Source organism: Psychrobacter sp. D2 (genome assembly GCF_013608135.1).
GTDB lineage: Bacteria > Pseudomonadota > Gammaproteobacteria > Pseudomonadales > Moraxellaceae > Psychrobacter > Psychrobacter cryohalolentis.
In genome coordinates this window covers 34,294-59,241 of sequence record NZ_JACDXZ010000006.1, presented here as the reverse complement: position 1 = coordinate 59,241, position 24,948 = coordinate 34,294, and the positions used below count along the sequence as shown (strand labels likewise).

Annotated in this window: 21 protein-coding genes; 7 read left to right on the top strand and 14 right to left on the bottom strand. The window is 42.6% G+C overall.

Features of this window, described 5'->3' with window-relative positions:
• Window positions 1-107: 107 nt before the first annotated feature.
• The 3 genes from H0262_RS08970 to H0262_RS08960 form a co-directional block, all read right to left on the bottom strand.
• Entirely contained in the window at window positions 108-3,173 is a 3,066-nt protein-coding gene (locus H0262_RS08970) for a LysM peptidoglycan-binding domain-containing protein (protein WP_181210523.1), read from the bottom strand.
• Window positions 3,174-3,348: 175 nt separating this feature from the next.
• The gene (locus H0262_RS08965; RefSeq protein WP_011513448.1) at window positions 3,349-3,843 is read right to left on the bottom strand and encodes a hypothetical protein; all 495 of its coding nucleotides are present in this window, start codon (window positions 3,841-3,843) and stop codon (window positions 3,349-3,351) included.
• A gap of 390 nt (window positions 3,844-4,233) precedes the next feature.
• A complete protein-coding gene (locus tag H0262_RS08960) occupies window positions 4,234-5,514 on the bottom strand; it encodes a CNNM domain-containing protein (RefSeq protein WP_149408788.1) in 1,281 nt (426 codons plus the stop codon).
• Between the two features lie 502 nt (window positions 5,515-6,016).
• Here H0262_RS08960 and yajC point away from each other — a divergent pair.
• The 6 genes from yajC to H0262_RS08930 all read left to right on the top strand — a co-directional run bounded on the left by yajC (window position 6,017) and on the right by H0262_RS08930 (window position 12,596).
• Window positions 6,017-6,343: a preprotein translocase subunit YajC gene (gene yajC / locus H0262_RS08955; RefSeq protein ID WP_011513446.1), complete on the top strand. Its 327-nt coding sequence runs from the start codon at window positions 6,017-6,019 to the stop codon at window positions 6,341-6,343.
• Between the two features lie 305 nt (window positions 6,344-6,648).
• On the top strand, window positions 6,649-8,526 hold the full coding sequence (secD, locus tag H0262_RS08950) for a protein translocase subunit SecD (protein WP_011513445.1): 1,878 nt from the start codon (window positions 6,649-6,651) through the stop codon (window positions 8,524-8,526).
• A 9-nt stretch (window positions 8,527-8,535) separates the two neighbouring features.
• The gene (gene secF, locus H0262_RS08945; protein ID WP_181210522.1) at window positions 8,536-9,780 is read left to right on the top strand and encodes a protein translocase subunit SecF; all 1,245 of its coding nucleotides are present in this window, start codon (window positions 8,536-8,538) and stop codon (window positions 9,778-9,780) included.
• A gap of 207 nt (window positions 9,781-9,987) precedes the next feature.
• Window positions 9,988-11,406, top strand: coding sequence for an MATE family efflux transporter (locus H0262_RS08940; RefSeq protein WP_181210521.1), 1,419 nt, complete (start codon window positions 9,988-9,990; stop codon window positions 11,404-11,406).
• Window positions 11,407-11,515: 109 nt separating this feature from the next.
• Window positions 11,516-12,247, top strand: coding sequence for an AzlC family ABC transporter permease (locus tag H0262_RS08935; RefSeq protein ID WP_133104189.1), 732 nt, complete (start codon window positions 11,516-11,518; stop codon window positions 12,245-12,247).
• On the top strand, window positions 12,237-12,596 hold the full coding sequence (locus tag H0262_RS08930) for an AzlD domain-containing protein (RefSeq protein ID WP_181210520.1): 360 nt from the start codon (window positions 12,237-12,239) through the stop codon (window positions 12,594-12,596). The genes H0262_RS08935 and H0262_RS08930 overlap by 11 nt, the downstream gene beginning before the upstream one ends.
• Window positions 12,597-12,707: 111 nt before the next feature.
• Here H0262_RS08930 and purF read toward each other — a convergent pair whose 3' ends face one another.
• The 11 genes from purF to H0262_RS08875 all read right to left on the bottom strand — a co-directional run bounded on the left by purF (window position 12,708) and on the right by H0262_RS08875 (window position 23,979).
• Window positions 12,708-14,243 (bottom strand): amidophosphoribosyltransferase, encoded by a 1,536-nt coding sequence (purF, locus tag H0262_RS08925; RefSeq protein ID WP_181210519.1) that lies wholly within the window; start codon window positions 14,241-14,243, stop codon window positions 12,708-12,710.
• A 253-nt stretch (window positions 14,244-14,496) separates the two neighbouring features.
• A complete protein-coding gene (locus H0262_RS08920; RefSeq protein ID WP_181210518.1) occupies window positions 14,497-14,994 on the bottom strand; it encodes a CvpA family protein in 498 nt (165 codons plus the stop codon).
• Between the two features lie 98 nt (window positions 14,995-15,092).
• On the bottom strand, window positions 15,093-16,127 hold the full coding sequence (locus H0262_RS08915) for a quinone-dependent dihydroorotate dehydrogenase (protein WP_133104186.1): 1,035 nt from the start codon (window positions 16,125-16,127) through the stop codon (window positions 15,093-15,095).
• Between the two features lie 309 nt (window positions 16,128-16,436).
• Window positions 16,437-16,838 (bottom strand): hypothetical protein, encoded by a 402-nt coding sequence (locus H0262_RS08910; RefSeq protein WP_226939338.1) that lies wholly within the window; start codon window positions 16,836-16,838, stop codon window positions 16,437-16,439.
• Between the two features lie 245 nt (window positions 16,839-17,083).
• Window positions 17,084-17,644 (bottom strand): type II secretion system protein GspM, encoded by a 561-nt coding sequence (gene gspM, locus H0262_RS08905; RefSeq protein WP_181210517.1) that lies wholly within the window; start codon window positions 17,642-17,644, stop codon window positions 17,084-17,086.
• A gap of 2 nt (window positions 17,645-17,646) precedes the next feature.
• Window positions 17,647-18,960 (bottom strand): type II secretion system protein GspL, encoded by a 1,314-nt coding sequence (gene gspL / locus H0262_RS08900; protein ID WP_181210516.1) that lies wholly within the window; start codon window positions 18,958-18,960, stop codon window positions 17,647-17,649.
• A 117-nt stretch (window positions 18,961-19,077) separates the two neighbouring features.
• Complete coding sequence (gene sixA, locus H0262_RS08895) at window positions 19,078-19,536, bottom strand: phosphohistidine phosphatase SixA (RefSeq protein WP_181210515.1); 459 nt, start codon at window positions 19,534-19,536, stop codon at window positions 19,078-19,080.
• Window positions 19,537-19,635: 99 nt separating this feature from the next.
• Complete coding sequence (locus H0262_RS08890) at window positions 19,636-20,931, bottom strand: NAD(P)H-dependent glycerol-3-phosphate dehydrogenase (RefSeq protein ID WP_181210514.1); 1,296 nt, start codon at window positions 20,929-20,931, stop codon at window positions 19,636-19,638.
• Window positions 20,932-21,129: 198 nt separating this feature from the next.
• Window positions 21,130-21,789 (bottom strand): nitroreductase, encoded by a 660-nt coding sequence (locus H0262_RS08885; protein WP_181210513.1) that lies wholly within the window; start codon window positions 21,787-21,789, stop codon window positions 21,130-21,132.
• Between the two features lie 183 nt (window positions 21,790-21,972).
• Window positions 21,973-23,079, bottom strand: coding sequence for a cell division protein ZapE (gene zapE, locus H0262_RS08880; protein ID WP_181210512.1), 1,107 nt, complete (start codon window positions 23,077-23,079; stop codon window positions 21,973-21,975).
• A gap of 240 nt (window positions 23,080-23,319) precedes the next feature.
• The gene (locus H0262_RS08875) at window positions 23,320-23,979 is read right to left on the bottom strand and encodes an alpha/beta hydrolase (protein ID WP_181210511.1); all 660 of its coding nucleotides are present in this window, start codon (window positions 23,977-23,979) and stop codon (window positions 23,320-23,322) included.
• Between the two features lie 501 nt (window positions 23,980-24,480).
• On the opposite strand from H0262_RS08875, the gene H0262_RS08870 reads away from it, so the two are divergent.
• A complete protein-coding gene (locus tag H0262_RS08870) occupies window positions 24,481-24,849 on the top strand; it encodes a hypothetical protein (RefSeq protein WP_011513429.1) in 369 nt (122 codons plus the stop codon).
• Window positions 24,850-24,948 lie beyond the last annotated feature (99 nt).

Sequence of the window (24,948 nt, the reverse complement as noted above, 5' to 3'; positions counted from 1 at the left end):
ACCAGCAGTACTGTAGTGTTTTTAGAGAATTTTGACTATAAATAAAAAAGCTGCTCTTTAATAAGAGCAGCTTTTTTATTAACAACATTTATTCAAATATGAACAGATTAGCGATTAGGCACCGTTAAGCGTTGACCGCGTTGCAGCATGGTATCGACTGCAATGTCATTCATATCCGCAAGCTCTTTGGTTGAAACGTCGTATTTACGTGCCAAACCAATCAAGCTGTCTCCTGAGCCAACCGTATAGCTGACCGTTACTTTCGGCACTTTGATGGTCTGACCACGTTGTAATTGAGCTTTAGTCGAAATATCATTGGTAGCAGCCAAGTCTTCAACTGAAACACCGAAGCGGCGTGCTAAAGCGATGAGTCCATCGCCAGACTGCACCTTATAGCTTTCTGTGTTGCCGAGCTTTTTGCCGCTATTACTGGTAGCTGGCGCGCTATCAGCCTTACTGGTCGTCTCTGTGCTCACCGAACTACTGCTCTTGCTACTGGCCGCAGCATTGGCACTAGTACTCACGCTACCTTTAGCAGGAATGGTAATCGTGCGACCTAAGATCAAGTTAGAATTGGTCTTGAGGTTGTTAGCTGCTGCCAAATCACCCAAGCCAATATTGTAACGCTGGGCAACACCCGTCAAAGTATCGCCTGATTTTACCTTGTAGCTGACTGCCTCATCATTTAGCTGACGATCAACCAATTCTTTTGATACAGGAACTTTAATCGTTTGTCCACGTTGCAAACGCGCCTTAGCATCAAAGTTACTGTTTACGGCAGCAATATCTTCTGCGCTGACCCCAACACTATTAGCAATGCCAATCAAGGTATCCCCTGATTTGACTTTATAATTGCTAGTTGGCGCTGAGCTTGAACTGCTTGCTTTGGTTGTGGTGTTATTGCTACCAGCAGTGCTCTGTGTAGCAGTAGGCGCACTGCTAGAAGTAAAGTCTACACTAGCAGGTACTTTTAAGGTCTGACCGACGTATAGTGAATCTGTCGTACCAATATCATTAAGACTGGCCAATATCTCAGTCGTTATATTAAATTGGCGTGCAAGTGCAATCAAGCCATCACCCGCTTTTACTTTATAGTTTTTGGTCGCAGTCGATGACTTCTTCGGTTTAGTAGATGGCGCGGCAGGAGTGCTGACTGGCGCTGTTACTTTGCCTGGGATAAGCCATAGTTTCTGACCTCTTAATAAGTCTGCACGGCTGCTCAAATTATTATAACTTGCTAACTGCGTCACTGATAAACCAAAGCGATTGGCAGTACCTATAAGCGTATCGCCACCTTGTACCACATAACTTTCAGGTTGGCTCGCGACAGTACTGCTGGTAGCGCTCAATGGCTCGATAGCTTTGGCATTATATAGATACAAAGTACTACCAGAGAGTAGCTTGGCACTGGCATCCATCTGATTCCATTCGGCAATATCGCGCCAGCTCACACCAGAGCGACTGGCAATATTAGCCAAAGTATCACCGCGTTTGACCGTATAAGTGGTACGTGTGCCTTGTGGTTTTGGCTTACTAACTGAGGTTTTTGGGAAGCTCAGTTTCTTCTCTTGTCCCGTGGCTTCTAAGACGGACTGCTGCGTCTGCACGGCAGATAGATTGATATTACCATCGGCGTTAATGACATTGGTTTCAGGCGTATTAATACGAATTTGATTGGCAATAAAATCACGCTCCGCTTTACTTAGCGGCGGCTCTTGAATGATGGTATTGTTTTGAGTGATTTGCGCTGATGTGGTCGGTAAGCTGTTACTACTTTTCAGCTCAGCATTGATTTTTTTGGTTTCTGCTGAGGTTAAAGGTGGCTCTGTACGCACTGAGGCACTGCTGCTATAAACTGAGCTGCTGGTCGTTGATGACGATGGCGGAATATAGCTGGTGGTTTGCTGCGGGACGCTCGCACTGGCAGCATAGTCAGCAAGACCCTTGCCAGTACCTGGTAATGATGAGCTGGTAGTATATGGCTTATTATTATAGCTTGGCGTTGTTGACCCAGAGTAGCTTGGCGTAGTCGTCGTAACAGCATTGCTAGAAGCAAGAATATTACTACTGCCATTACCCCTCAAAGCGCTCAGCTTCACATCAGTGGTCAGACTGACATCATTAGGAATAATAATACGCTGCGGACCTGATGAATCGATACGTGCTGAGGTTAACGCCGTATTTAATCTTTCTAATTCATCATAGCTAACACCCGTGACTTGCGATACTTCGGCTAAGCTTACGCCATAGTTGACAGGCACACTACGGAAATGCTGACGGTTAGCGATAGCCGGTAAATAGACACCGTATTTTTCAGGTTTGGCAACGATTTCGGCAACTGCCAAAAAGCGTGGTACATAGTTCATGGTTTCAGTCGGTAATCTGAGTGACCAATAGTCGGTAGGTAAACCTTGAGCTCTATTGGCATCAATGGCTTTTTGCACACGACCAGGACCGGCATTATAAGCGGCTAATGCCAGCTCCCAACTACCAAACTGATTGTGCAATGCCGTCAAAAAGTCATAAGCGGCACGTGTTGACTCAATCACATCACGGCGACCATCATATGTACTGCTTTGATTTAGACCATAAATACGTCCCGTACTTGGAATAAACTGCCATAAACCTGCCGCTGCCGCACTACTGGTGCCACTTGGATCGTAGGAGCTCTCAATCACAGGTAGCAAAGCCAGCTCGGTTGGGATATTGCGACGCTCTGCCTCTCTTACTGTGTGATAAATATAGCGACTGGCACGCGCTGTTAAACGGTTTAAATAATCCTGTCTACTGGTAAACCAGCCTTTTTGTGCTTCAATACGCTGATTATAAACCGGCTGTCCACCGTTCATCCGATACCCAGCACGCAGGCGATTCCATAAGTCACCATATTGTTGAATAGCAAGTTTGTTGCCCTCAACCATAGTCATATCAGTGGCTTCCAATAAATCAGCAAGCTCATCTAAGCTTTCAGCATCCAAAAATGCAGTCGAATAATCTGCATTTCCCGTTGGCTGAACTTGCGTGGTAGGACGCTTAACCACAGCTGTGCTGCCAGTCGCCCCCGTCTTTTTCACCGCTGATGTATTACTACACGCACTGATAAGAAGAGTTGACACCGCAAGCGTCAATGGTAAAGCTATAAATGAGCGATAGTTTGATGACACAGTAGACATGATAATGGAAGTTTCCTAACAACGAGAAGTGATGAAATAAAGTTGATCAACAGTATAGTACGCAATATCTAATAAAGACCAGCTCAATATAAAAGATAATGCACAAAAATTAATGTGCCCTATCATTGATGGCTAAAGGTTCTGCTCATTGGCTGACTTTATTATTGAACAAAGACTAATTAATCGTAACTTGGGATACAGCACGCAAAAGTATGGCGTCACCAGTAGACAAAGCCAGTGTCACTCTTGAAGTAGTAACAAAAGAGACCTTTTGACCATCTTTGACCCAGCTTTCATTGGTCGTTACATTGGCTTTTGCTTGTTCACCTGAAATTACAATGTTATCAACATTGATGTCATAGCGATAGTTTGAGGTATTGCCCCAGCTATTTTGCAGCAGTTTTAAATAAGCCTCTTTATCCAAACTGGTAGACTTGCCTTTTCTTGACAACGAAATCAATGCCTCATCAGAAACCAAACGCGCCACCTGATTAATATTTCGATTATTAGCGGCAGACTTCATAGCAGTTGCGTAGTTTTGTACCAAGGCTTCAGTCATGGTTGCTGCTTGCGCAGTGATAGTTATAGTGCTGACAGCAGCAACGATTGCCGCCAAGCTGGCACCTTTTATCAATAGAGCCAATAGCCCTTTTCCCCATAGTTGTTTCATGATATTCCTTAATGGTGGCTTTATAATCATTACTATTGAACGACAATGAAATAGCTACGATTTAATTATAGAGTGCTATTTATATCTAATAAATCTTATACCCTGAACTTTTTAACTACTGACGAACTAGTATATTCAATCGATGCAGTAATTAACGAGTATTTCTATTGATAGGCATTTCTAACAAGTGCTTTTATATTAAATTTCTAGCAGCCTCTTATTAGGATACTTTTAGCCTATCACTTAATTCTCACAGCCATGTGACACCCTGTGTAATTATTGCGACTACCTCAGTAAAGTATGCTTTTTGAATAAATGAGCTATCTTATAAAAAGCATACGATAAACTATCAGTAGTTTACGCAATAAAAACTGATTAAATTTTTACTGCTTACTGCTTACTCTCAGCCGTATAGTCTTCATAATGCTCATCATCGCTCAGCTTCATACCCAAACGCTCGACACGTCTGTCCATCATTTGCCGTGCCAATGCTTGCATGTCTTCAACGCGATCTATCTCATCGACAATCTCAAGACCTAAGAGAGTTTCAAACACATCTTCTAGAGTAACTAAACCTTTGACTTCCCCGTATTCACCGACCGTAATGGCAATATGGATACGGTTTTTCAGCATCAGCTCAAGCAAATCAAACAATTTCATCTTTGAAAAAACAAAAGTAATGTCACGTTTAAACTGCGTCAGTGGCTTATGTACGGCATGATTCACTTTTGCTAATAGCATGTCTGTTTTTAAGACAAAACCTGTAATATTATCCAAATCACCATCATAAATCGGTAGTCTAGAAAAGGTCAATTTTGGACGATCAACCAGCAATTCTGCTACTGTTTTATTCTCTTCAAAAGCCAGCATCACCGAACGCGGCGTCATAATATCTTCAACCTTAATAGCACCAAATGCCAGTAAGTTTCGGATAATACGTGACTCTAATGGATCGATTTGTCCTGCTTCTTCACCAATACTGGCAAGCGCGGCAAATTCGCGACGGCTAAAGGTTTGTGGCTCTTTACCACGTACCAGCAACTTGGTAAGTTTTTCTGAGATCCAAATTAGTGGATATAACAGTAAAATAATACCACGTACAAAGTAGGCAACCATGCCACTGAGTTGACGCCAGTACATCGTACCTAAGGTCTTTGGAATAATCTCAGATAAGAATAAAATAGCGAGGGTCATGATGGCAGAAAACAAACCAAACCAAGCACTACCAAATACAATCGTCGCTTGCGCACCTGCGCCTATCGAGCCTAGTGTATGTGCCACTGTATTCAAGGTCAAAATAGCAGCCAAGGACTGATCGATATTATCAATCTTTAGGCGTCTTAACATATGGGCTTTTTTTGGATTGCGCTCTTGAACATCAGCGATATAAGACGGCGTCATCGTCAGGAGTGCTGACTCTGCCAGTGAACAGATAAATGAGATACCAATGGCAACGAGTACATATAGTATGAGCAGCAATATGCTACTTGTACTTGGGTCCGCTACTCCTTCAGCTGCCCAGACCGTTTGCGGTAGCAGCAGCGTTATCCAGACAGATAACGCCAACAATGATTTGATACTCAATCGAGTATCGCAAAGCATCGTCGGGGGAGGTTTGGCAGAGGCGTCTTTACGACAAGCACGCGAACGATGTAAACGAGGTACAGACATAAAAGAGGTGAACAAGTTAGGTAACCTAAACAAAGAAGTAAAAGGAAGTCACAATATATCATGAGCAGAGGCAAGCAGATAGAAAATATTATCTGATATGGTCTGGATCTTTGATATATAAATGAGCACATATCGCTCAGCACAATGGCTTAAATCTTACTGTAAAAACTGGCGACTATTTGCTTTCGATAGTAGCATTGATGCGCTTATTTCACAATAAATCGCTATATATTTCAATAATCAAGACACATTTGCGAATGAGAGAAATACGGGTTTCGCTTGATGGCATGTTAACTATTTACTATTGGGCTTGTTTTATAAGTCAATGGATTCTATATAATGTAGACAGCTTAAAAAGTCAGATAGGCAAAGTAATGCGCTATCAACATGCCTTTAGCTTAAGAAAAACATAACCAGCTTATGATTAACAGTTACCAAGTCTGGTATTTTTTGCTACTATGCGTCTAAATTAATTGTTATCTATAACTTGTCGAGAGAAACTATGTTGTTATTTATCCAAGCCGCTCATGCTGCTGAAACTGCCGGTGCGGCATCACTGTTCGGTCAAATCTTATTACCAGTTGCTTTTTTTGCTATTTTTTACTTTTTGGTGATTCGTCCACAATCAAAACGTACTAAAGAGCATCGCGCTATGGTAAGTGCTTTGACAGTCGGCAGTGAAATCATATTTGCTGGTGGTTTGATGGGTCGTATCAAACATTTGGAAGGCGATTATGCAGTGGTAAGCTTAAATAATAATACAGATATCAAGGTACAACGTGCTTCTGTTATTTCAGTATTGCCAGCTGGTACTATCGAAAGCGTTTAAACGTCATTGGCATCTTTGATAATTGATATATGTAATCGTTAAAGTTAGTCAGCACGATAATGACTGGCTATTACTGTATCAGTATCAATTAACAGTTGTAATGATTATAAAATGACCGTACATTATTTACGGTCATTTTTGGCTTTACCGTTTTATGCTTTATTATCATCGCGGATGATCACAGTGGTGCACTATCATGGCTTCTATGGCAGCTAAATAAGCACCTCACCATTGTTATCGCTAACTTCCCATCTGCTAACTTGTGGCCTGCGTCGCCAGTAGTTTATCAACCTAAAGAAGTGATTATGCAATATCCCGCTTGGAAATACCTACTCATCACCGTCGTACTTATCATTGCCGGTCTATACGCTGCTCCTAACTTATATCCTGACGAACCTGCCGTACAGATTACCAGTGCTGCAGCAGGCACACAGTTGTCTGATGGCATTTTAACGCAGTCACAAGACTTGTTAAAAGAAGCTGGCTTGAACTACCATGATGGTACGTTCAAAGGTAACAGTGCATTGGTACGTCTTGACAATCCAGTCGATCAGCTCAAAGCTCAGGAAGTATTGAGAAAAAACTTGGGTGAGAACTATGTGGTCGCACTGAACTTAGCGCAGACAACGCCGCAGTGGTTGCGTGATATCGGCGCAAAGCCCATGAAACTTGGTCTTGATTTGCGTGGCGGCGTCCGTTTCGTCTTAGAAGTTGATATGGACAAGGCGCTCGAACAACGTCTGACCAGTGCCAGTCGCGATATTCGACGAGATCTAAGAGCTGAGCGCATTGCTGTTAAAGGTATCAAAAACGACAAGCGTAGCGTGGTATTGCATTTTTCCGATACAGACACTCGTAACCGTGCCCAAAACGTTTTGCAAAGCTCAATGGGTAACACCTTTGCCCTGCAATCTTCTATTGATGAGCAAGGCCCTGCCCTGATTTTGGCGTATAACGATGCAACGCTTGATGAAATCAACAGCTATGCGGTCAATCAAAACTTGACTACCCTACGCAATCGTATTGCTGAGCTTGGGGTAACAGAAGCCTTGGTACAATCACAAGGCGCTAGCCGTATCGTCGTTGAGCTACCAGGTGTACAAGATACCGCTGAGGCAAAACGCGTCCTTGGTCGTACGGCCAATCTTGAATTCCGTATGGTCGCTGAAGGTGCCGAAAACTATACAGGCGGTATTCCACCTGCCGGTACTGAAGCGTTCCCATTTGAAACCCTTGATGGTCCGCCAGTATTATTAGAGCGCCAAGCGATTGTCACTGGTGATAAAGTTACCAATGCTCAAACCGGTATTGATGAAAGTGGCTCACCTGAGGTTAGTATTACCTTAGACAGTGCTGGTGGTAAGCTGATGCAGAATGCTACCCGTACCGCGGTTGGCAAACAAATGGCAGTATTGTTTATTGAAAATAAACAGCGCATCGCTTATGAAGAAGACCCAGTTACTGGCGAAACGACTGAAGTTCGGACGCCATATGCTGAAACAAAAGTCATTAACCGTGCAAATATCCAAGCAGTACTAGGCTCATCTTTCCGTATCACTGGTCTGGATAGTAGTGCTGAAGCCGCTGAGCTTGCATTGTTACTACGCTCAGGCGCGTTAGCGGCACCGATGTATTTTGTTGAAGAGCGCACCATTGGTCCATCACTGGGTCAGGAAAATATCGATAAAGGCTTATTCTCTACGCAGGTTGGTTACTTACTAGTCTTTGCATTTATGATTATCTTCTATCGTCTATTTGGTGTGATCGCTAATATCGCTCTAGCATTCAACGTTATTATCATTATCTCTATTATGTCCATCTTAGGCTCATCACTGACGCTACCGGGTATCGCTGGTATTGTATTGACCATTGGTATGGCGGTCGATGCCAACGTGCTGATTTTTGAGCGTATTCGCGAGGAAATAGCTAATGGAGTCAGACCGAAATCGGCTATCGTGGCAGGTTTTGATCGTGCTTATAGTAGTATTTTCGATGCCAATATCACAACCTTACTGGTCGCCTTTATCTTATTTGCGATTGGTACAGGTCCGATTAAAGGCTTTGCGATTACTTTGGCCATTGGTATCGTCAGCTCGCTGTTTACGGCAATTTTAGTAACCCGTGCACTGATACAAATTGCTTATGGTAAGCGTAAATCTATCAAACGTCTGAGCATCGGTTAGGAGAAAACTATGGCAATCGATAATAACAATCCTCTAGAAAAACAGAACAATCCAGAACCCAATGGCTCAAATAGTGAAGCAAGTGGGCGTGGGCGTAAAAAACCGCGCCGTGATGGCAAAGGCAGCAATACCCAAACCAATAACGCCACTGCTAAGAAATCAGCCAGTAAAACTCAGCGTACTGGCAAAGGCGCTAATAAAGACAGTCAAGTATTCGCGACTACTGCTCTTGATCCTAGCTTAGCATTAGGTGATGCCGCTGAAGATGCTGCTGCCTATGCCGAAGGGGGTATCAAAGCCGTCGGTGATCAGCGTATCATCCCTTTTATGAAGCTAGAAAAGCCAATGGGCATTTTATCAATCATTTTGGTGATTGGTAGTATCATTGCAATTGCGGTCAATGGCTTAAACCTTGGTCTCGACTTTACTGGCGGCGTGTCAGCAGATGTGCGCTATGAGCAATCCGTTGAGCAAGGTGATGTGGTTACTGCGTTGGCAGATAATGGCTTTGATGATGCAGTCGTGCAGTACCTAGGCACCTCGCAAGAGCTGCTAATACGTTTGCCGCCTCAATCTGATAACATTGATGGTCTTAACACCAGCTTGAGCGAAGCGTTAGCGCTACCTAATAACGATGTTGAAATCAGCAACGTGAATATTATCGGTAGTCAAGTTGGTAACGAGATCTATTTAAGCTCAGTCATGTCAATTGTGCTTGCACTAGCGTGTATGCTGGGATATGTCGCCCTGCGCTTCCAGTTCAAACTGGCACTTGGCGCGGTATTGTCCTTGTTCCATGATGCTATCGTGACCATCGGTGTCTTTGCCTTATTTGGCTTCCCATTTGATTTAACAGTACTAGCAGCCATCTTGGCATTGATTGGTTATTCATTGAACGATACCATCGTTGTCTATGACCGTATCCGTGAAAATTTCCGCCGTGTCCGTGGTATCAGTCCGCGTCAAACGATTGATTTGTCATTAACAGAGACACTACGTCGTACGATTATGACCATTTCAACCGTGCTATTAGTGGTATTAGCAATGCTGTTCTTGGGCGGCGATGGCTTATTCTGGTTCTCAGCGGCACTGTTTATTGGTTTACTTGCTGGTACTTATTCCTCTACCTATATTGCAAGCTCGATTCCTCTAGCGATGGGTCTGTCACGTGATGACTTTATCGTCAAAGTAAAACCTGAGTTTGAAGAAGAAATCGTGACTTTCAATGATCCAAAGATGTTTGAACAAGAGTGATAATGGCACCCCTGCTCACTTGGTAAATTCTCTATTAAGTGAGTAGATAAGCGTGATCATTAAAAAAGCACCTAGACTCTAGGTGCTTTTGTTTATGTATCATGGTCAAAATCAAATCAATACCTAAAAATTTTAGCGCTGCTATAAGTTATTATCCTTAGCACTACCTATGAGCATTCTTAATCTGCCTATCTAAGCGATTGCCTTATGTCATCTATGCTACCGCCACGTCCTATGCCGCCTATTGATACTCGCTATGCACGTATTATCGCTATTGCATTGCCAGTATTATTGGCAAATCTTGCAATGCCACTCCAAAGCGTCATTGATACGGCGATTATTGGCAATATGAATGATACGGCAAAACTTGCTGGTATCGGGCTTGCAGTACAACTGCTATCACTATTGCTCGTCAGTTTTAACTTTTTGCAATATGCTTCATCTGGACTTTCGGCACAGGCGCTAGGACAGCTGGCTAATAAAAATACCGCTCATAACGATACTCTAAAGAATAATCCTAGTCAGCAATCACCGCTGTTGTCCATCTTGCAACGCGCTTTGGTTTTGGCATTTATGATTGGTGCAGTTTTACTACTGGTAAAACCTTGGCTCATTGATTTTGGTCTACAAGCGCTTGCCGCCAATCCTGATAGCGGCGATGCAGCAAAGACCTATTTAGATGTGCGCTTTTGGGGTGTGATTGCTGAGCTAATGAACTTTGCTTTTATTGGCTGGTTTGCAGGTCAAGGCAAGACCCGTTATATGCTATATCAACAAGGTTTTATCGCCCTAATTAATATCATTCTGACACTATTTTTTGTCTTTGCAATGGATATGGGCTTGGTCGGTGTTGCATTGGGTACAGCGATTGCCTTCTGGCTGGGCGTAGTATTGGCATTATGGTTAAGTCGTCTACATTTGAAAATCTCTTGGCAGGCGTTATTTACTGCTGATCCGCAGCATTTTAATAAAGATAAGATGCTTAGGCTATTTTCATTAAATAAAGATATTTTTATTCGTACGCTTATTTTAACATTAAGCTTTGCTTGGATTACTCGACTCTCTGCTCAAAGCGGTGACGTCATACTCGCTGCCAATGCTATTTTATTACAAGTATTAAGCATCTCAGCCTTTGCCCTTGACGGGGTGGCAGTCTCTGCTGAGACGTTAAGTGGACAAGCAGCGGGTCGACGAGATTGGTCGCGCTTTCGCATTATTGTGAAGCGTACCGGCATCGTGAGCTATGGTCTTGCTATCCTGCTAAGTGCGATATGGTGGCTTGCCATGCCCACATATTTACAGTTTATGACCAATATCGAACCGGTCTTTACGCTCGCTTACGACTATCATTTATATGCTGTCCTGTTACCACTTGTCGGGGTTGGTGCTTACTGGTTAGATGGGATATTTTTTGGTTTAACAGCAGGTAGCATTATTCGCAATGCAGCCCTTATATTAGCGGCTATCTTTTTCCCATTGAGTTGGTTGTTTTATCAGCAGTGGGCTATGACAGGCATCTGGCTCAGCGTATGGTGTTTATTGTTGCTAAGAATGTTGATACTTGCTGGATTTTTATACCGTGCTCATCAAACTGGTAGCTATGAAAAACTCCAACTTGACCATTGACCATTGACCATTGACCATTGACCATTGACCATTGACCGATCAGCATTACACTATTAAGCTCCCTTTAAAATTTAATAACAAACAAAAATGGTAAAAACTAGGATGTGACGTGAATACTCAATCAAATGAGATCAATCAAACTCAAGTACAGGGCTACGACTGGGGAGAAGGCTTTAAAAAAAGCTTACCAGTCGCCATGGGTTATTTGCCAGCGGGCATCGCCTTTGGTGTGCTTGCGCAAGTTGCTGGTATACCAGTATGGGCAACGATTATGCTCAGCGTGGTGTTGTATGCGGGTGCCGCTCAATATGCCTGCCTACCAATGTTAAGTGCTGGATTACCGATTGGCAATATCGCAACCAATATTGCTGCTATTAACTTGCGTCATGTTTTTTATGGCATGCCGTTATTACAATATCTCCCAAAGAATAAAATAGCCAAGACCTATTGCTTGTTTGCTCTAACTGACGAAACTTTTTCGGTGATGACCAGTTTGCCGAATGAATCACGACAAGCATTGATAGTGCCCATAAGCTTATTCAATCAAAGCTGGTGGGTATTAGCAGGTGCGATTGGTGTAATGATTGGTAGTGCACTGAGTGATTTGGTGCCACATTTAGACTTTGCCTTGGTGTGTCTATTTGCGATTTTAGCTTATGAGCAATTCCAAAGTATCAAACGCTATTTCCCTATTATTATTGCTGTCATTGCTTTAGTTATCGCCTCGTTTTTTACCAGTAACTGGTTATTATTGGTAGCGATTACGATTTGTATGCTTATGATTTTAGTCCGTGGAGTTTGGGTTCAGCGCAGTGTGCAAGGAGGCAGTAATGAGCAGTAGTTATCTGATTTTTGCAACGTTCGCGATGGCAGCAGTGACTTTTATTACCCGCGCTCTACCCGCTTTAATACCCAAAAAGCTACTGGATACGCCTTGGCTGCATCGATTAAATGAAAGTTTACCGTTATCGGTCATGGTACTGCTTATTTTGACCAGCTTGTCTTATCAAGGTTTGTCACAAACTACCGGTATTAATAGTGCGGAGATGCATTTACTAATGGCACAAATTGGCGCTTTATTATTGGTATTGTTTGTCTATCATATTAGCCGTCAATTACTGGTCAGCATGGTGGTCGGTATCACTGCGCTTAATGGCTTTTTATGGTTGTTCAATGCTTTTTTAATCTAAAGAATCACTCTTAAAACTATATATTTTGACAATAAATTTAATAGCAAAAAGGCTGAATTCATTGAGAATCCAGCCTTTTTTTACTTACTTTATTTTAAGATATAAAGAGGCTTAAAGTTCTTCTACACCCATCATATCTACTGGCGTATCAGCGACTATTTGTACCCCTTTCTTACCCTTTTTAGCAGTGTCGTTACGCTGCTCTTGCAGATGCTCAAGATACGCTTCATTGATTTGACCAGTGATGTAGCAGCCATTAAATACGGCACAATCAAAACCTTCAACTTTACTATGCTTAGTATCTTTGACCGCTTCAATCAAATCGTCCAAATCTTGGAAAATTAAGCGGTCAGCACCAATGATATCACGCACTTCTTCAACGCTATGTCCTGAGGCGATAAGTTCGCTACGCACTGGCATATCAATACCATAGACATTTGGATACTTAACCGGTGGCGCTGCACTGGCAAAGAATACCTTGCGCGCGCCTGCATCGCGTGCCATTTGGATAATCTCATGGCAGGTTGTACCGCGGACGATTGAATCATCAACCAAAAGGACATTTTTACCTTTAAACTCTAGTGGCACTGCACTTAGCTTTTGACGCACTGACTTTTTGCGTTGCTGCTGACCTGGCATGATAAAGGTACGACCGATATAGCGGTTTTTCATAAACCCTTCACGGTACTTCACATTCATCTTTAGTGCCAGCTCCATCGCTGAGGTACGCGAGGTATCAGGAATAGGAATGACCACATCGATATCATGATCTTCGCCCCATTCAGCAAGGATTTTATCGGCCAGTTTTTCACCCATACGTAGGCGTGATTTATAAACGGAGATATTGTCCATAATAGAATCTGGACGGGCGAAATACACATATTCAAAGATACAAGGTGTATATTCTTTTTGCTCAACGCACTGATGCGTATGCAATTTATGGTCCAAATCAATAAATATAGCTTCGCCTGGCTTAACATCACGAACAATACTAAAACCTGAACCGGTCAGAGCAACCGATTCTGATGCCACCATATATTCTGTGCCGCCATTAGCTGCCATGCGCTTACCAAATATAAGCGGACGAATGCCGTTTGGATCACGAAATGCTAGCAAACCATGACCAGTAATCAAAGCAACTACGCCATAAGCGCCTTCAACACGGCCATAAACCGCTGTCACTGCTTCAAAGATGTCAGCAGGCGTTGGATGAGTTTTGCCTAGATTTTGCATTTCATGTGCCAACACATTGAGCAAAACCTCAGAATCTGAGTCGGTATTTAGATGACGACGATCTTCTTGATAAAGCGACTTCGCCAAGCTCTCAGCATTGGTCAAGTTACCATTATGTGCCAGCGTGATACCGTAAGGCGAGTTGACATAAAAAGGCTGCGCTTCAGCACTGCTTGACGTGCCAGCAGTCGGATAACGCACATGACCGATACCGAATTTACCGACCAGCTTTAACATATGGCGATTCATAAAGACGTCACGTACCATGCCGTTTTCTTTGCGTAAATATAAACGTCCATCCTGTAAAGTCACAATACCTGCCGCATCTTGCCCACGGTGCTGCAACATGGTTAAGGCATCATACAAAATTTGGTTGACCGGCTCATGAGCTGCGACCCCAACGACTCCACACATAGTTGTATCCTATTTTGAATTTGAACCACACATTAAAAACACAATAACGGCATCACTACTGATAAAGTCGCTTTAGTTTGTGACCTATCATATGCCGCCAAGCTGATGATGTTTGCTAAGATTAAAATCTTTTTAAGAAGAGAATGATCTATGACACAAACGGTTGATGATTAAGCTAATAATTAAGCAGTGATAATTGATGGATGGTATTTTACGAATATTAGATGCGGTTTAATAGCTTTTTATTCAACCCTTATGATTGATTGACCTGATCCCAAGCCATCCCAAACATATCTGAGACGAGCGCTTTACCGACAGGTGCATAAGGTAACAGCTCGGGTGCCAGTATAGATGTCTGCCACTGCGGCATTTGTACCAATAGCGGCGCACTAATGCTAAGGACTACCAAGACCATCAGCACATTTTTAGCCGCGCCCAATAGACCACCTGCCATCTTATCAAGCACACCCAAACGCAAGGTTTTTAAGACACCTGAAAAGACAAAAGCAACCAAGTGCATGATAGCCAATATCGCAATCACTACCAATAAAAAAGCAGTAGCCATCTGTAAGACAGGGTTCTGGATAATACTCGATAACTGCGGTGCTACGGAAGCAGCCAATCGACTTGCTGCAATAAGAGCGATAAACCAACCGACCAAACCAACTGCCGTCTTAATCAGACCCACTTGAAAGCCGCGCCATAAGCCTATTAGCACCACAACAGCAATCACAATGTCTAAACCACTCATGTTTACCGCCTCGTTACTTTATATCTTTTGTATCAGGTGTTGAATTAAGTATTAGATAACAAGCCTTCATACTTTGAATGTAATCCATATAGCTTAAATTAATTTTCCATTGCGTCGTAATAACCACCGATAGACTGTATACAAGACTGTACAAGCCCAGGCCCTTTGTAAATAAGCCCTGAATAAAGCTGAACCATATCTGCGCCCGCTTCGATTTTCTTGACAGCTTTAGCGCCGCTATCGATACCGCCGACCCCAATCAATGCCACTTTACCATCCAGCTGATCAGAGAATTGTTGTAAAATCTGCGTACTAATGTGGCTGACCGGACGACCTGATAAACCACCTGCTTGATCGCCATCGGGCAAATCTTCAACGCCTACGCGGCTCAATGTGGTATTGGTCGCAATCAAACCATCAATCTCGAAATCCAGCAGTTGCTGAGAGATATAATCTACCTGTATTGGATCTAAATCAGGCGCGACCTTAAGAACCAATGGCACATAAAAACCGTATTCTGTTGCCAATTGACTGTGGCGGTTTTTGATCACATCTAACAGATGGGTTAATGCCTCTCCGCTTTGCAGGTCACGTAAATTTGCGGTATTTGGCGAAGAGATATTGACAGTGATGTAGGAAGCATGTGGGTAAACACGCTCTAAGCAGTAAACATAGTCATCAGCCGCTTTTTCAACTGGCGTTGCAGCGTTTTTACCGATATTAATGCCGATATTGCCTTTGTATTTACAGCGCTGCACATTTTCAATGAGGTAGTCGACGCCTTCATTGTTAAAACCCATACGGTTAATAATGGCGTCTGCTTGTTTGAGCCTAAATAAACGTGGTCTATCATTACCAGCTTGCGGCTTTGGCGTGACCGTGCCTACTTCGATAAAGCCAAAACCAAGCTCAGCTAAGGCGTCAATATAATCGCCGTTTTTATCCAGTCCGGCTGCTAGCCCAACAGGATTAGAGAATTGCAAGCCCATGCAATCAGTTGGCTGCATAGATTGACCATAAACCAAACCTAAAACCCGCGCTTTATGAGCTTTATCCAATAAGGATAAGGTCATTTCATGCGCGTGTTCAGGGTCCATATTAAACAAAAAAGGGCGAAGTAAGGCATAAGACATAGTAACGACAGACCCTGCTTGAAAGTGAAAATGAATAAAGAAAACCAATGTGGTCAAGCGCAGCGATTATATCAGCTTAGTCGAAATAAGACCAAAGTTTCATCAGCCAATTTTACTATAGAGAATATATAGTGAATTCAGTATTAAAACGATACAGCGGGACTGGAGTAAATTTTACGCAGCCTCTGTCGGCGTAGGCACAGCACGCCAGAAAAATTTATTCCAGTTCCGCGTTGCAATATAGCGTATCTATTTTATTTGGAATCGACTATAGCTATCTACTCTCTATATTAAAATACAGCTCAATTATTAAGGAACAGGTCGACCATCCGCTAAAGCAATCCAGCCTCGCACGATACGGTATAAATGCCAAATAAAGGCAACACCCATAATAATAAAACCAATGCTAGCCAGTAATACCGAGCCGACAGCGATATTACCGCTATCCGCCATAATACTCACGCCAAAGCTACCAAGAGCAAAAGTGATGATGCCAATACCCACGATAAACCATACGATGCTGTACCAAAATGTTTTAATCTGCCAGTCAAAGTGCGTGGCAAGCCATGTGCCATCAGCATCACGACGTTTGGCATAATTCATAAAGATAGGCACAATCCACAGTAAACCGGCAGTAAAATAACTGAGTACATATAATAAATACGTAATGTGGTTATACGTTACTAAAGAGCGGCTTTGTTTATTATTCATATTATCACTCATCGGATTATTTATATGATCACCTGTCATGGCATACATAGCATATTGTGCTGATTATAAAACCCTACACATAAATGAGGCATGAATTTTAAAGTGAAACATTTGTTATAGCTATTTTATAGTGTCTAAGAAGTACTTTTTCAATAAGGTCTGTTGTATAAATGGGTTTGTTAGCATAAAAGCTATTGGCTACTTCTGAGTAAACTTTATCCCAATGCCCCTTGCCCCTTGCCCCTTTATGATGAGGTCACGGTAGCCTGAACCTGAATCGCTTTAGTGAGTAAATCTTGCTGCATAGACAACTGAGTGAATTGCCAGCCTTGTTGTTCAAGCTTACCAAGGGCAGCACTCACCACTGCTTGACTCGGATTATTAAAGCTCAATTGTACCGTCTCACCATTAGCAATTACTTGCGCCTCTACAATGCCTGAGTTAGTCAACAGCGCATTGACACTACTAGCAGCAGGTATTGCTTCTGCACCATCAGTAGTATTGGCAGCCACTAACGCATTACTATCGATATTACCTGCTTGAGCACGCAACCAAAAATAATCAGCAACCTGCTCTTGATACTCGCTTTTACTATTGTTGGCTGCCTGATGAATGCTGTAACCGCCATAACCGCCAACAAACAATAGTAAAAAAGCAGACAGTAGTAGCAAAGCTAACTGGTCACGAGAAGACAATGCTTGCCAGCGTACAAATAGCAGGTTTTGATAGCCTGTTATTCGCGCTGATAATCCACTTGTCTGCAGCATCGTTGAGCTACGTTTGGTACGGCGCTGTAGTATTTTCATCATTACCCTTTATTGCCGACACTGCTGTTGTTTTCTATGACATTGACCGTTACTTGACCGCTAAACTGCCCTTGCTCATTGCCATTCACTTGCTCTAGTTTTGCCGTTAGACCTTGCGCGACGAGTGTAGCTGTAAACTGATCAAGACTGCCGCGATCAGGAGCAATCAACGTAAAGCTAAGTGCTGAAGGCTGCATAACCAATGATTGCGCCTTTAATGACGACTGTTTAATCAAAGGGGATATACGCGAAAGCACTGCCATGTGTGACGCTGGTGCTTGGCTATCGCTGCGCAATTTTGGCTCTAATTGAACTTGTAGTTTGGTACGCGTACTGAGTGGCTCATTTGGAAACCAAGACTGATATTGTGTCGCAATCTCAGTCTTAGTCGCAGTTGTTGCCTCATTATATTGATACCACTGCACCGCATCGGTCGCCATCTGCAATACCAGTGCCGATAACGCCACCATCATCGCCACACGAAGATAAGGTGACAACTGCGAATCCGTTGACTTAACAAAAAAGTTCAGCGAATGACGCTCTGCGTTATCAAGTGGTTTTGGCGTCGTCACTAGTGTGATTAACAACAGTTGATGCTCAGCTATCATGTCAGCTGTAATCGCGGTAAAGCTGCCTGCTGCTATAGAGTTTTCAATCTCAGTTCGATTAGCAAGCTCATTATCAGTCGTAATGATATCAGTAGCAATAATGTCAGAAACGTAGCCAGTATCGCAAACAGGGTCATCAATGGCAGGTACTATCAAAACCTCGCTTAAATGCGGAAAACGCTCAAAAATTAGCGGTAAATAGCTGACTGCCATCCCTTGATATAAAGATTGGCGAAGCAACACCGTTTCTTTGTCTTGATATAGGGTGATTTGCTGCCCAGCCCCTTCTTCTGGCAGTGGCAATAATAGAAAATCAGGCAGCAAGGCGATGATATTCATGCCAGCAATCTTTGCGCTTTGTTGCCATAACTCAATATCACTTTGTGCCAGCGCATACAGATGATGGGTGTTGTTATGACTCATTTGCCGAATAGCCAATTGCTCAACAGGCGTTAAAGAAGTCTCTTCAAACAAGTACTGCTTGCCGCTACTGCCTAACTGCTTAAGCTGAGTGCTGTTTAGCTCCGTATCGACCTGTAACATATGAGTAGACGGAAAATAAAGACAAATGGCTTTTTGGCTATTTGCTTTATAGCGACTATAGATATCCTGTAGCTGCTGCCAACCCTCGACCAACTGCCAGTGTTGACTGTCTTCATGCCAGACCGCTAGTGGACTGTGCTGCGCTCTTAACCAAACATGTAACACCAAATGTGTCCTCAATTATTAAAGCTATAATATATCAAAGCTATCGTTTAGCTAAAATGCAGATGATCTAGGACCATCAACAGCAGCACTATTATTAACCATCAATAATAACTTATATTAATAAGGCTGATCCGGTACAAAGCGGGCAATCTCGCGTGCCATACCTGCCATCACAAAATCCATCTCAAACACACGTGCTTCTGCCAAAGAAAAAGACTCAGGATAGTCATTGGTTAATAATCCTGCGATATAAGCAACGATAGACATATGACAAACCACCACCAGACACTTAGCTTCAATGTCAGCAATCTCATTTAACGCTTGACGCGCATCGTCAGACGGTGTGAGATTGTCTTGTATGCTCGTTGGAACAGTAGGCAGTTGTGCCTGTAGTTCTGCCAGTGTCTGCTGTGCCCTCGCATAAGGACTGACCAAAAAATAATCGGGATGATAATGCGTAGTGATATATTTTGCGGTCTGCTTTGCTTGCTGCTGACCAAAATCCGTCAGCTGGCGGGCGCTATCGGGACGCGTCTCGTCTTCTGCTTGACCATGGCGCATCAAAATAATTTTCATAAGTTATCAGCCTTTTTTATTGTTGTTATATCGCCAGTTCAAATTATAAGTAACTCTCTTTTAATGACACGTTATTGCTATTGCGCTAACAACCTATTATTACTTATTACCCTGCTTACTTTTATCCTCTTTTGATTGACTGTTTGCAGTTTGCATTTGCGCGGTCAGCGAAGCATTACTGTGGTCGTGCTCCATGACAAACTCAACATCACTACGAAAGCCTGCTTCCATCAAATGCAGGGCAACACCAAGCGCCGCTTTATCTTCATAAATGACGGCATATAACGCATGAGTAATAGGCATATAAATGCCTTCTTTAGTAGCTTTTTCATGTACTTGCTGAATGGTATTCACCCCTTCAGCAGTTTGTCCCAATTTTTTGACCGCTGCATCAATCGTCATACCACGACCAAGCATATTACCGATACGATAATTACGACTTAACTCAGAGCTACAAGTGGCATACAAATCCCCGACACCTGATAGCCCTAAAAAGGTCAGCGGATTGGCACCAGCATGTACACCAAAGCGACTCATTTCCGCTAAGCCACGGGTCAATATCATCGCTTTGGTATTTTCACCAACCTCGTAAGCAGCTGCCATACCCATAGCAATGGCGTAAATATTTTTTAGCGCGCCGCCAAGCTCAACACCGCGGATATCATCACTAGCAAATACTCTAAAGAATGCACTATGTAATGCCGCTTGTACGGCATGACGTAATAGTTCAGATTCACTAGCGATTACCGTGGCAGAAGGCATATTTTTCATGATTTCTATAGCAAGATTTGGACCAGACATCACGCCAAAATTTACTTCAGGTAGCTCGTCTTTGATGATGTCACTCATCAGGGAAAAGGTGTCTTTTTCCATCCCTTTGGTCAATGAAACGATTGATTGACCACTAATAAAAGGGGCGATACTTTTAAGCGTTTCGCGAAACGCCAATCCAGGTACGGCAATGAAGATAATATCCGTATCTTTAACTGCGGCTTGCAGCTCATGACTGTATTTTAGGCGGTCATCAAGCTTATAGCCTGGCAGGTATTTTTTATTCATTTGCGATTTTGCCATCGCTTTGACCGTACGCTTGTTGCGCACCCACAACGTGGTATCGCAGCCATTGCGTGCCGCTAGGTTTGCCATGGCGGTGCCAAAGCTACCGCCGCCTAATACCACTAAACGCAGCTTGGTCGGATTTTTATGTATCTCTTCCATTTTTTTTGCTACGGCAGATTCCACCACACTTGGATTTAACTTTTTACGTCCAAGACTAGATTTGGTAGCACGCTCAATGATACCAGACAACAATTTATTTTGTTTTTCAGCTATTTTTTGCTCAGCTTGAGTACTGTCTACATTGGTATCTGTGCTTTTGTCATTCGCGCTTATCATATGTTTTATCCGTATTGACTGACTTTGTGATAAATTGATTTATGCTGAGTATACAGTGAGCGCAGCAAAATGTATGAACAATTATTTGTACAAATTAACAGTATTTTTTAGGCTACTAGCTCAGCCAAACAGCCATTCTCGTTAAGTCATTACTTAGCTACGCACTTGGTAGCCCACTATATTACGCAATAAAGACTTTTATTGCTCAAAGCGCGTCAGTGGTTCAATATCAATCGGCTTGCGCGTTGGCATATCACAAGGGCTGCTGCCGGTATAAACAAAAGCCGTGACATAATCATCTGCACTTACATCGAAATATGCTTTAACAGCAGGCTCATTACAGAGTAACCCAGTACGCCACACCGTACTAAAACCTTGTGCCTTTAGCGCTAAGATGAGGTTTTGAACTGCCGCACCCGCACTAAGCATCTGTTCAAAGGGTGGTACTTTTTTATGCGCTTGCATTTGTGTGACGACAGTAATAATAACGGGTGCACGTAATGGCATAATATAAGTTTTTTGCCGATCTTTTTCAGATAAGGTATCGCCTTCTTGTGCTGCTTTGGCTTCAGCTGCCACCAAAAATGCACGACCTAGCTCATGACGAGCATTACCCTGTGTGACGATAAAGCGCCACGGCTGTAGTTTCTTATGATCTGGGGCAGTCACTGCGCAATCAATAGCGGCTTTTATCTGGCTTTCTGTCGGTGCAGGGATACTCAGATTACCGATACTGCGCCTCGATTTAATCCAATTGATCAGTTGTTCATCGGTCACTTGTGAGTTGGTTACTATCGGACTTTCAGTATTGTTTGGCTCATCATTATTATGGTTGTGACTCTTTTCAGAGGTACTCATGGTCTATCCTTATTCATTATTATAAGTGTTTAGCGGTTAGGCACATTTGCCTATTATAGGTAATATTATTATAGTTTTATGGGATTATAAGTAGAAACAACCCAGCTGCTGCTATATTGTTATAGAGTAGCCAACAGTATTTGACAGCAACTGGTTTTTAATATTTAGAAAATTGAATAAAATCTATGCTGCATCCGAATCTTCAGTACGATGCTCCATTTTCAGATAATCTTCTGACTGCATCTCAAGCAGGCGCGAACGTGTACGTTCAATCTCGAACGCCAGTTTTTGTCCTTGATATAACTCAAGAATCGGCTGTTGCGCGCGCACCAATAATTTGACACGGCGATCATAAAACTCATCAACTAAATAAATAAAACGTCGTGTTGGATCCCGCAAATCATCATCGAGCGCTGGTACGGCATTGATAAGTACGGTGCTGAACTGCTTAGCGATTTCAATAAAATCAGATGCTGAACGCGGCTCCATGCATAAATGACGGAAGTCGCAGAATAAGATATCATCGGTACGCGCATTAATCCTGATTTCACGACCATTAACAGTGATAGGCTCATTACTGAATTTTTGATTGTTAGACAAGCTGGCAAAACGGTTGGCGAGCCAGTGATGATTGGCTTTGGTCATGGGCGACTCGTATAGCTCAGCTTGTTGCAGTACACGCAAGCGATAATCAATACCGGAGTCGATATTCATAACGCTGGTATGCTTCTCAACTTCAGCGATCGCTGGCATAAAGCGATCTCGGTGCAAGCCATCTTTATAGAGTCCAGATGGTTCAATATTTGATGTCGCCACCAACGTAATACCGCGATTGAATAGCATCGTAAACAGATCACCTAAAATCATCGCATCAGAGACGTTAGAGACAAAAAACTCATCAAAACAGATAATCACCGCTTCAGCATAGATGATATCAGCGACTTTTTCTAACGGGTCGCTCTCGCCTTGCAGCTTATGTAATTCTTGATGTACCCGCTGCATAAAATGATGAAAATGTTGACGCATCTTGCGCTCAATGGTTAATGAATCATAAAACATGTCCATCATCCATGTTTTACCACGTCCTACCCCGCCCCACATATACAAACCTTTGGGTGCAACAGGTTTTGCTTTTAAAAAACTAAAAAAGCCTTTTTTCTGTACCGCGCTATCATTGAGCTGATGGTAAAGACCATCCAAGTAACTCATCGCCAAATACTGCTGCTCATCACGAGTAAACTCATCCGTGCTGATGGCTTGCTCATAACGCTGTAAGGGAGATAAACTCATAATACGACTCATCATTAAACAAAATAAATATCAGAATAAAGTATTAATACCGACAATCGCTACTAACTTATGATTTTTACACTGAGATAGTAGCAACTGGTTTATCAGAATGGCTTATCATAACCATTCTTTAGGTTAACACAGCTTAAGATTGTAAAAATAATCCGTTAACTCTTAACAATACTGATTGGCGCAAAGCTATTTTAGGTAGCTTAAAGAGTATTAAGCGCTCTCTAAATACTATATATCGCCGTTATACGTATGCTGCTCCAAAAGCTTTTTCAGCTCAGACAAACGCCCATGGAAAAAGTGTCCTGCGCCATCAACGATACTGACATCAATCCCCAAGCGCTCAGCAAAATCTTGCATATTGCTTGGGTTGATAACCTCATCCGCATTACCGTAAATCTCAAAGGTCTTATCGGCGGGTAAGTCTATATCACTGCTGTCATTTTTTTCGACTGAGGGAGCAATGAGAGCAATCTTAGATATTTCAAAATCATCCAGTCCCCATATATGAGGTGATACCAATACTTGCTCAGCCACACGCGCTGTCACATAACCACCAAAGGAGAAGCCGCCAAGCCATAATTTTCGTGCAGGAGTTTGCTCAGCAATCCATTGTAGCACGGTCATTGCATCAACTACTTCCCCATCAGCATAATCATGCTCACCGGTCGATTGTCCAACACCACGAAAGTTAAAACGTACCACGTGCATACCATTATCACGAGCAAAGCGATACATGGTCGTCACCACTTTATTATTCATCGTGCCATCGAACAACGGATTGGGATGGCAAAGCAGCGCAACGGTATCCGTATTTGGATCATTAGAATTGTCTTGTTGCCAAAACGCGTCAACTTCTAACACGCCAGCAGGAGCGGGAATCAATTGCATATAATACTTATTAGTTAAGAATGAATAGCTCAATTATCCTAGATATGGTTTATATTTCAAGTGATTTGCTGTGTATTGCCGCTATCTGTCGAATTTTTACTATTAATCATAGAAAATTGTCAAAAAATATAGCAGACAGATATTGCTTCAGACAGACATTACTTATGACTTTTGGGCAAACTTAGTGCACCTTTATCGCTGTCTATTTCGGTAGGTAATACAAGCGCAATATCGAACACAATAACCGTCTAGACACTCAATATATCAATAGGGTAAATTCATCGTTCGATAAGAGCTTTAACGTATCTATAGTCAGAGAAAAGTAATATCGATACATCAAGTACTGCTGATATTAATTTTTCTTGCTTGCTGTGCCTATGCAGACAGAGGCTGCAAAAAATTTATACCAGCAGCACTGTAGCGTTTTGAGATATTTTAACTATATCTGTCACTTTTGGGTTCATGCTTTCATTTTTACTTTACCGGAATTAGGAAATACTTATGAAGACTTTTAATAAAACGGCTACCTTAGCAGCCACCTTAGTCGCTGCCCTCACTTTGAGTGCCTGTCAAACCACGCCTTCATCGCCAGTTATTCAACGTGCCAACTCTATTTATGAAACAACTGGTATTGCCAAGACCAAGATAAAAGCTCAGCAAAACGCACTAGATAGTGCTAAGACTACTTGCCGAGGCAAACAGGTGATTATCGTTGAGGATCAAGTGAAATATAATGGCATCTTAAATGAGAGTACAGGGCGTATGATTGGTCAAGCGAGTGCCGTGCTCGGTACCATCCTTGGCACAGGCTCACCAAATTTATCACGTGATGATGACTATGAGTATATGATCAGTTTCCGCTGTCAGTAAGTCATGTCATAAAGCTGCAGTTATATATGTAGTGTATTAGCGATAACTTATAGCCAATAAGCTTGCGATAAAGATACGATATCAATCGCTGCTTGTTGG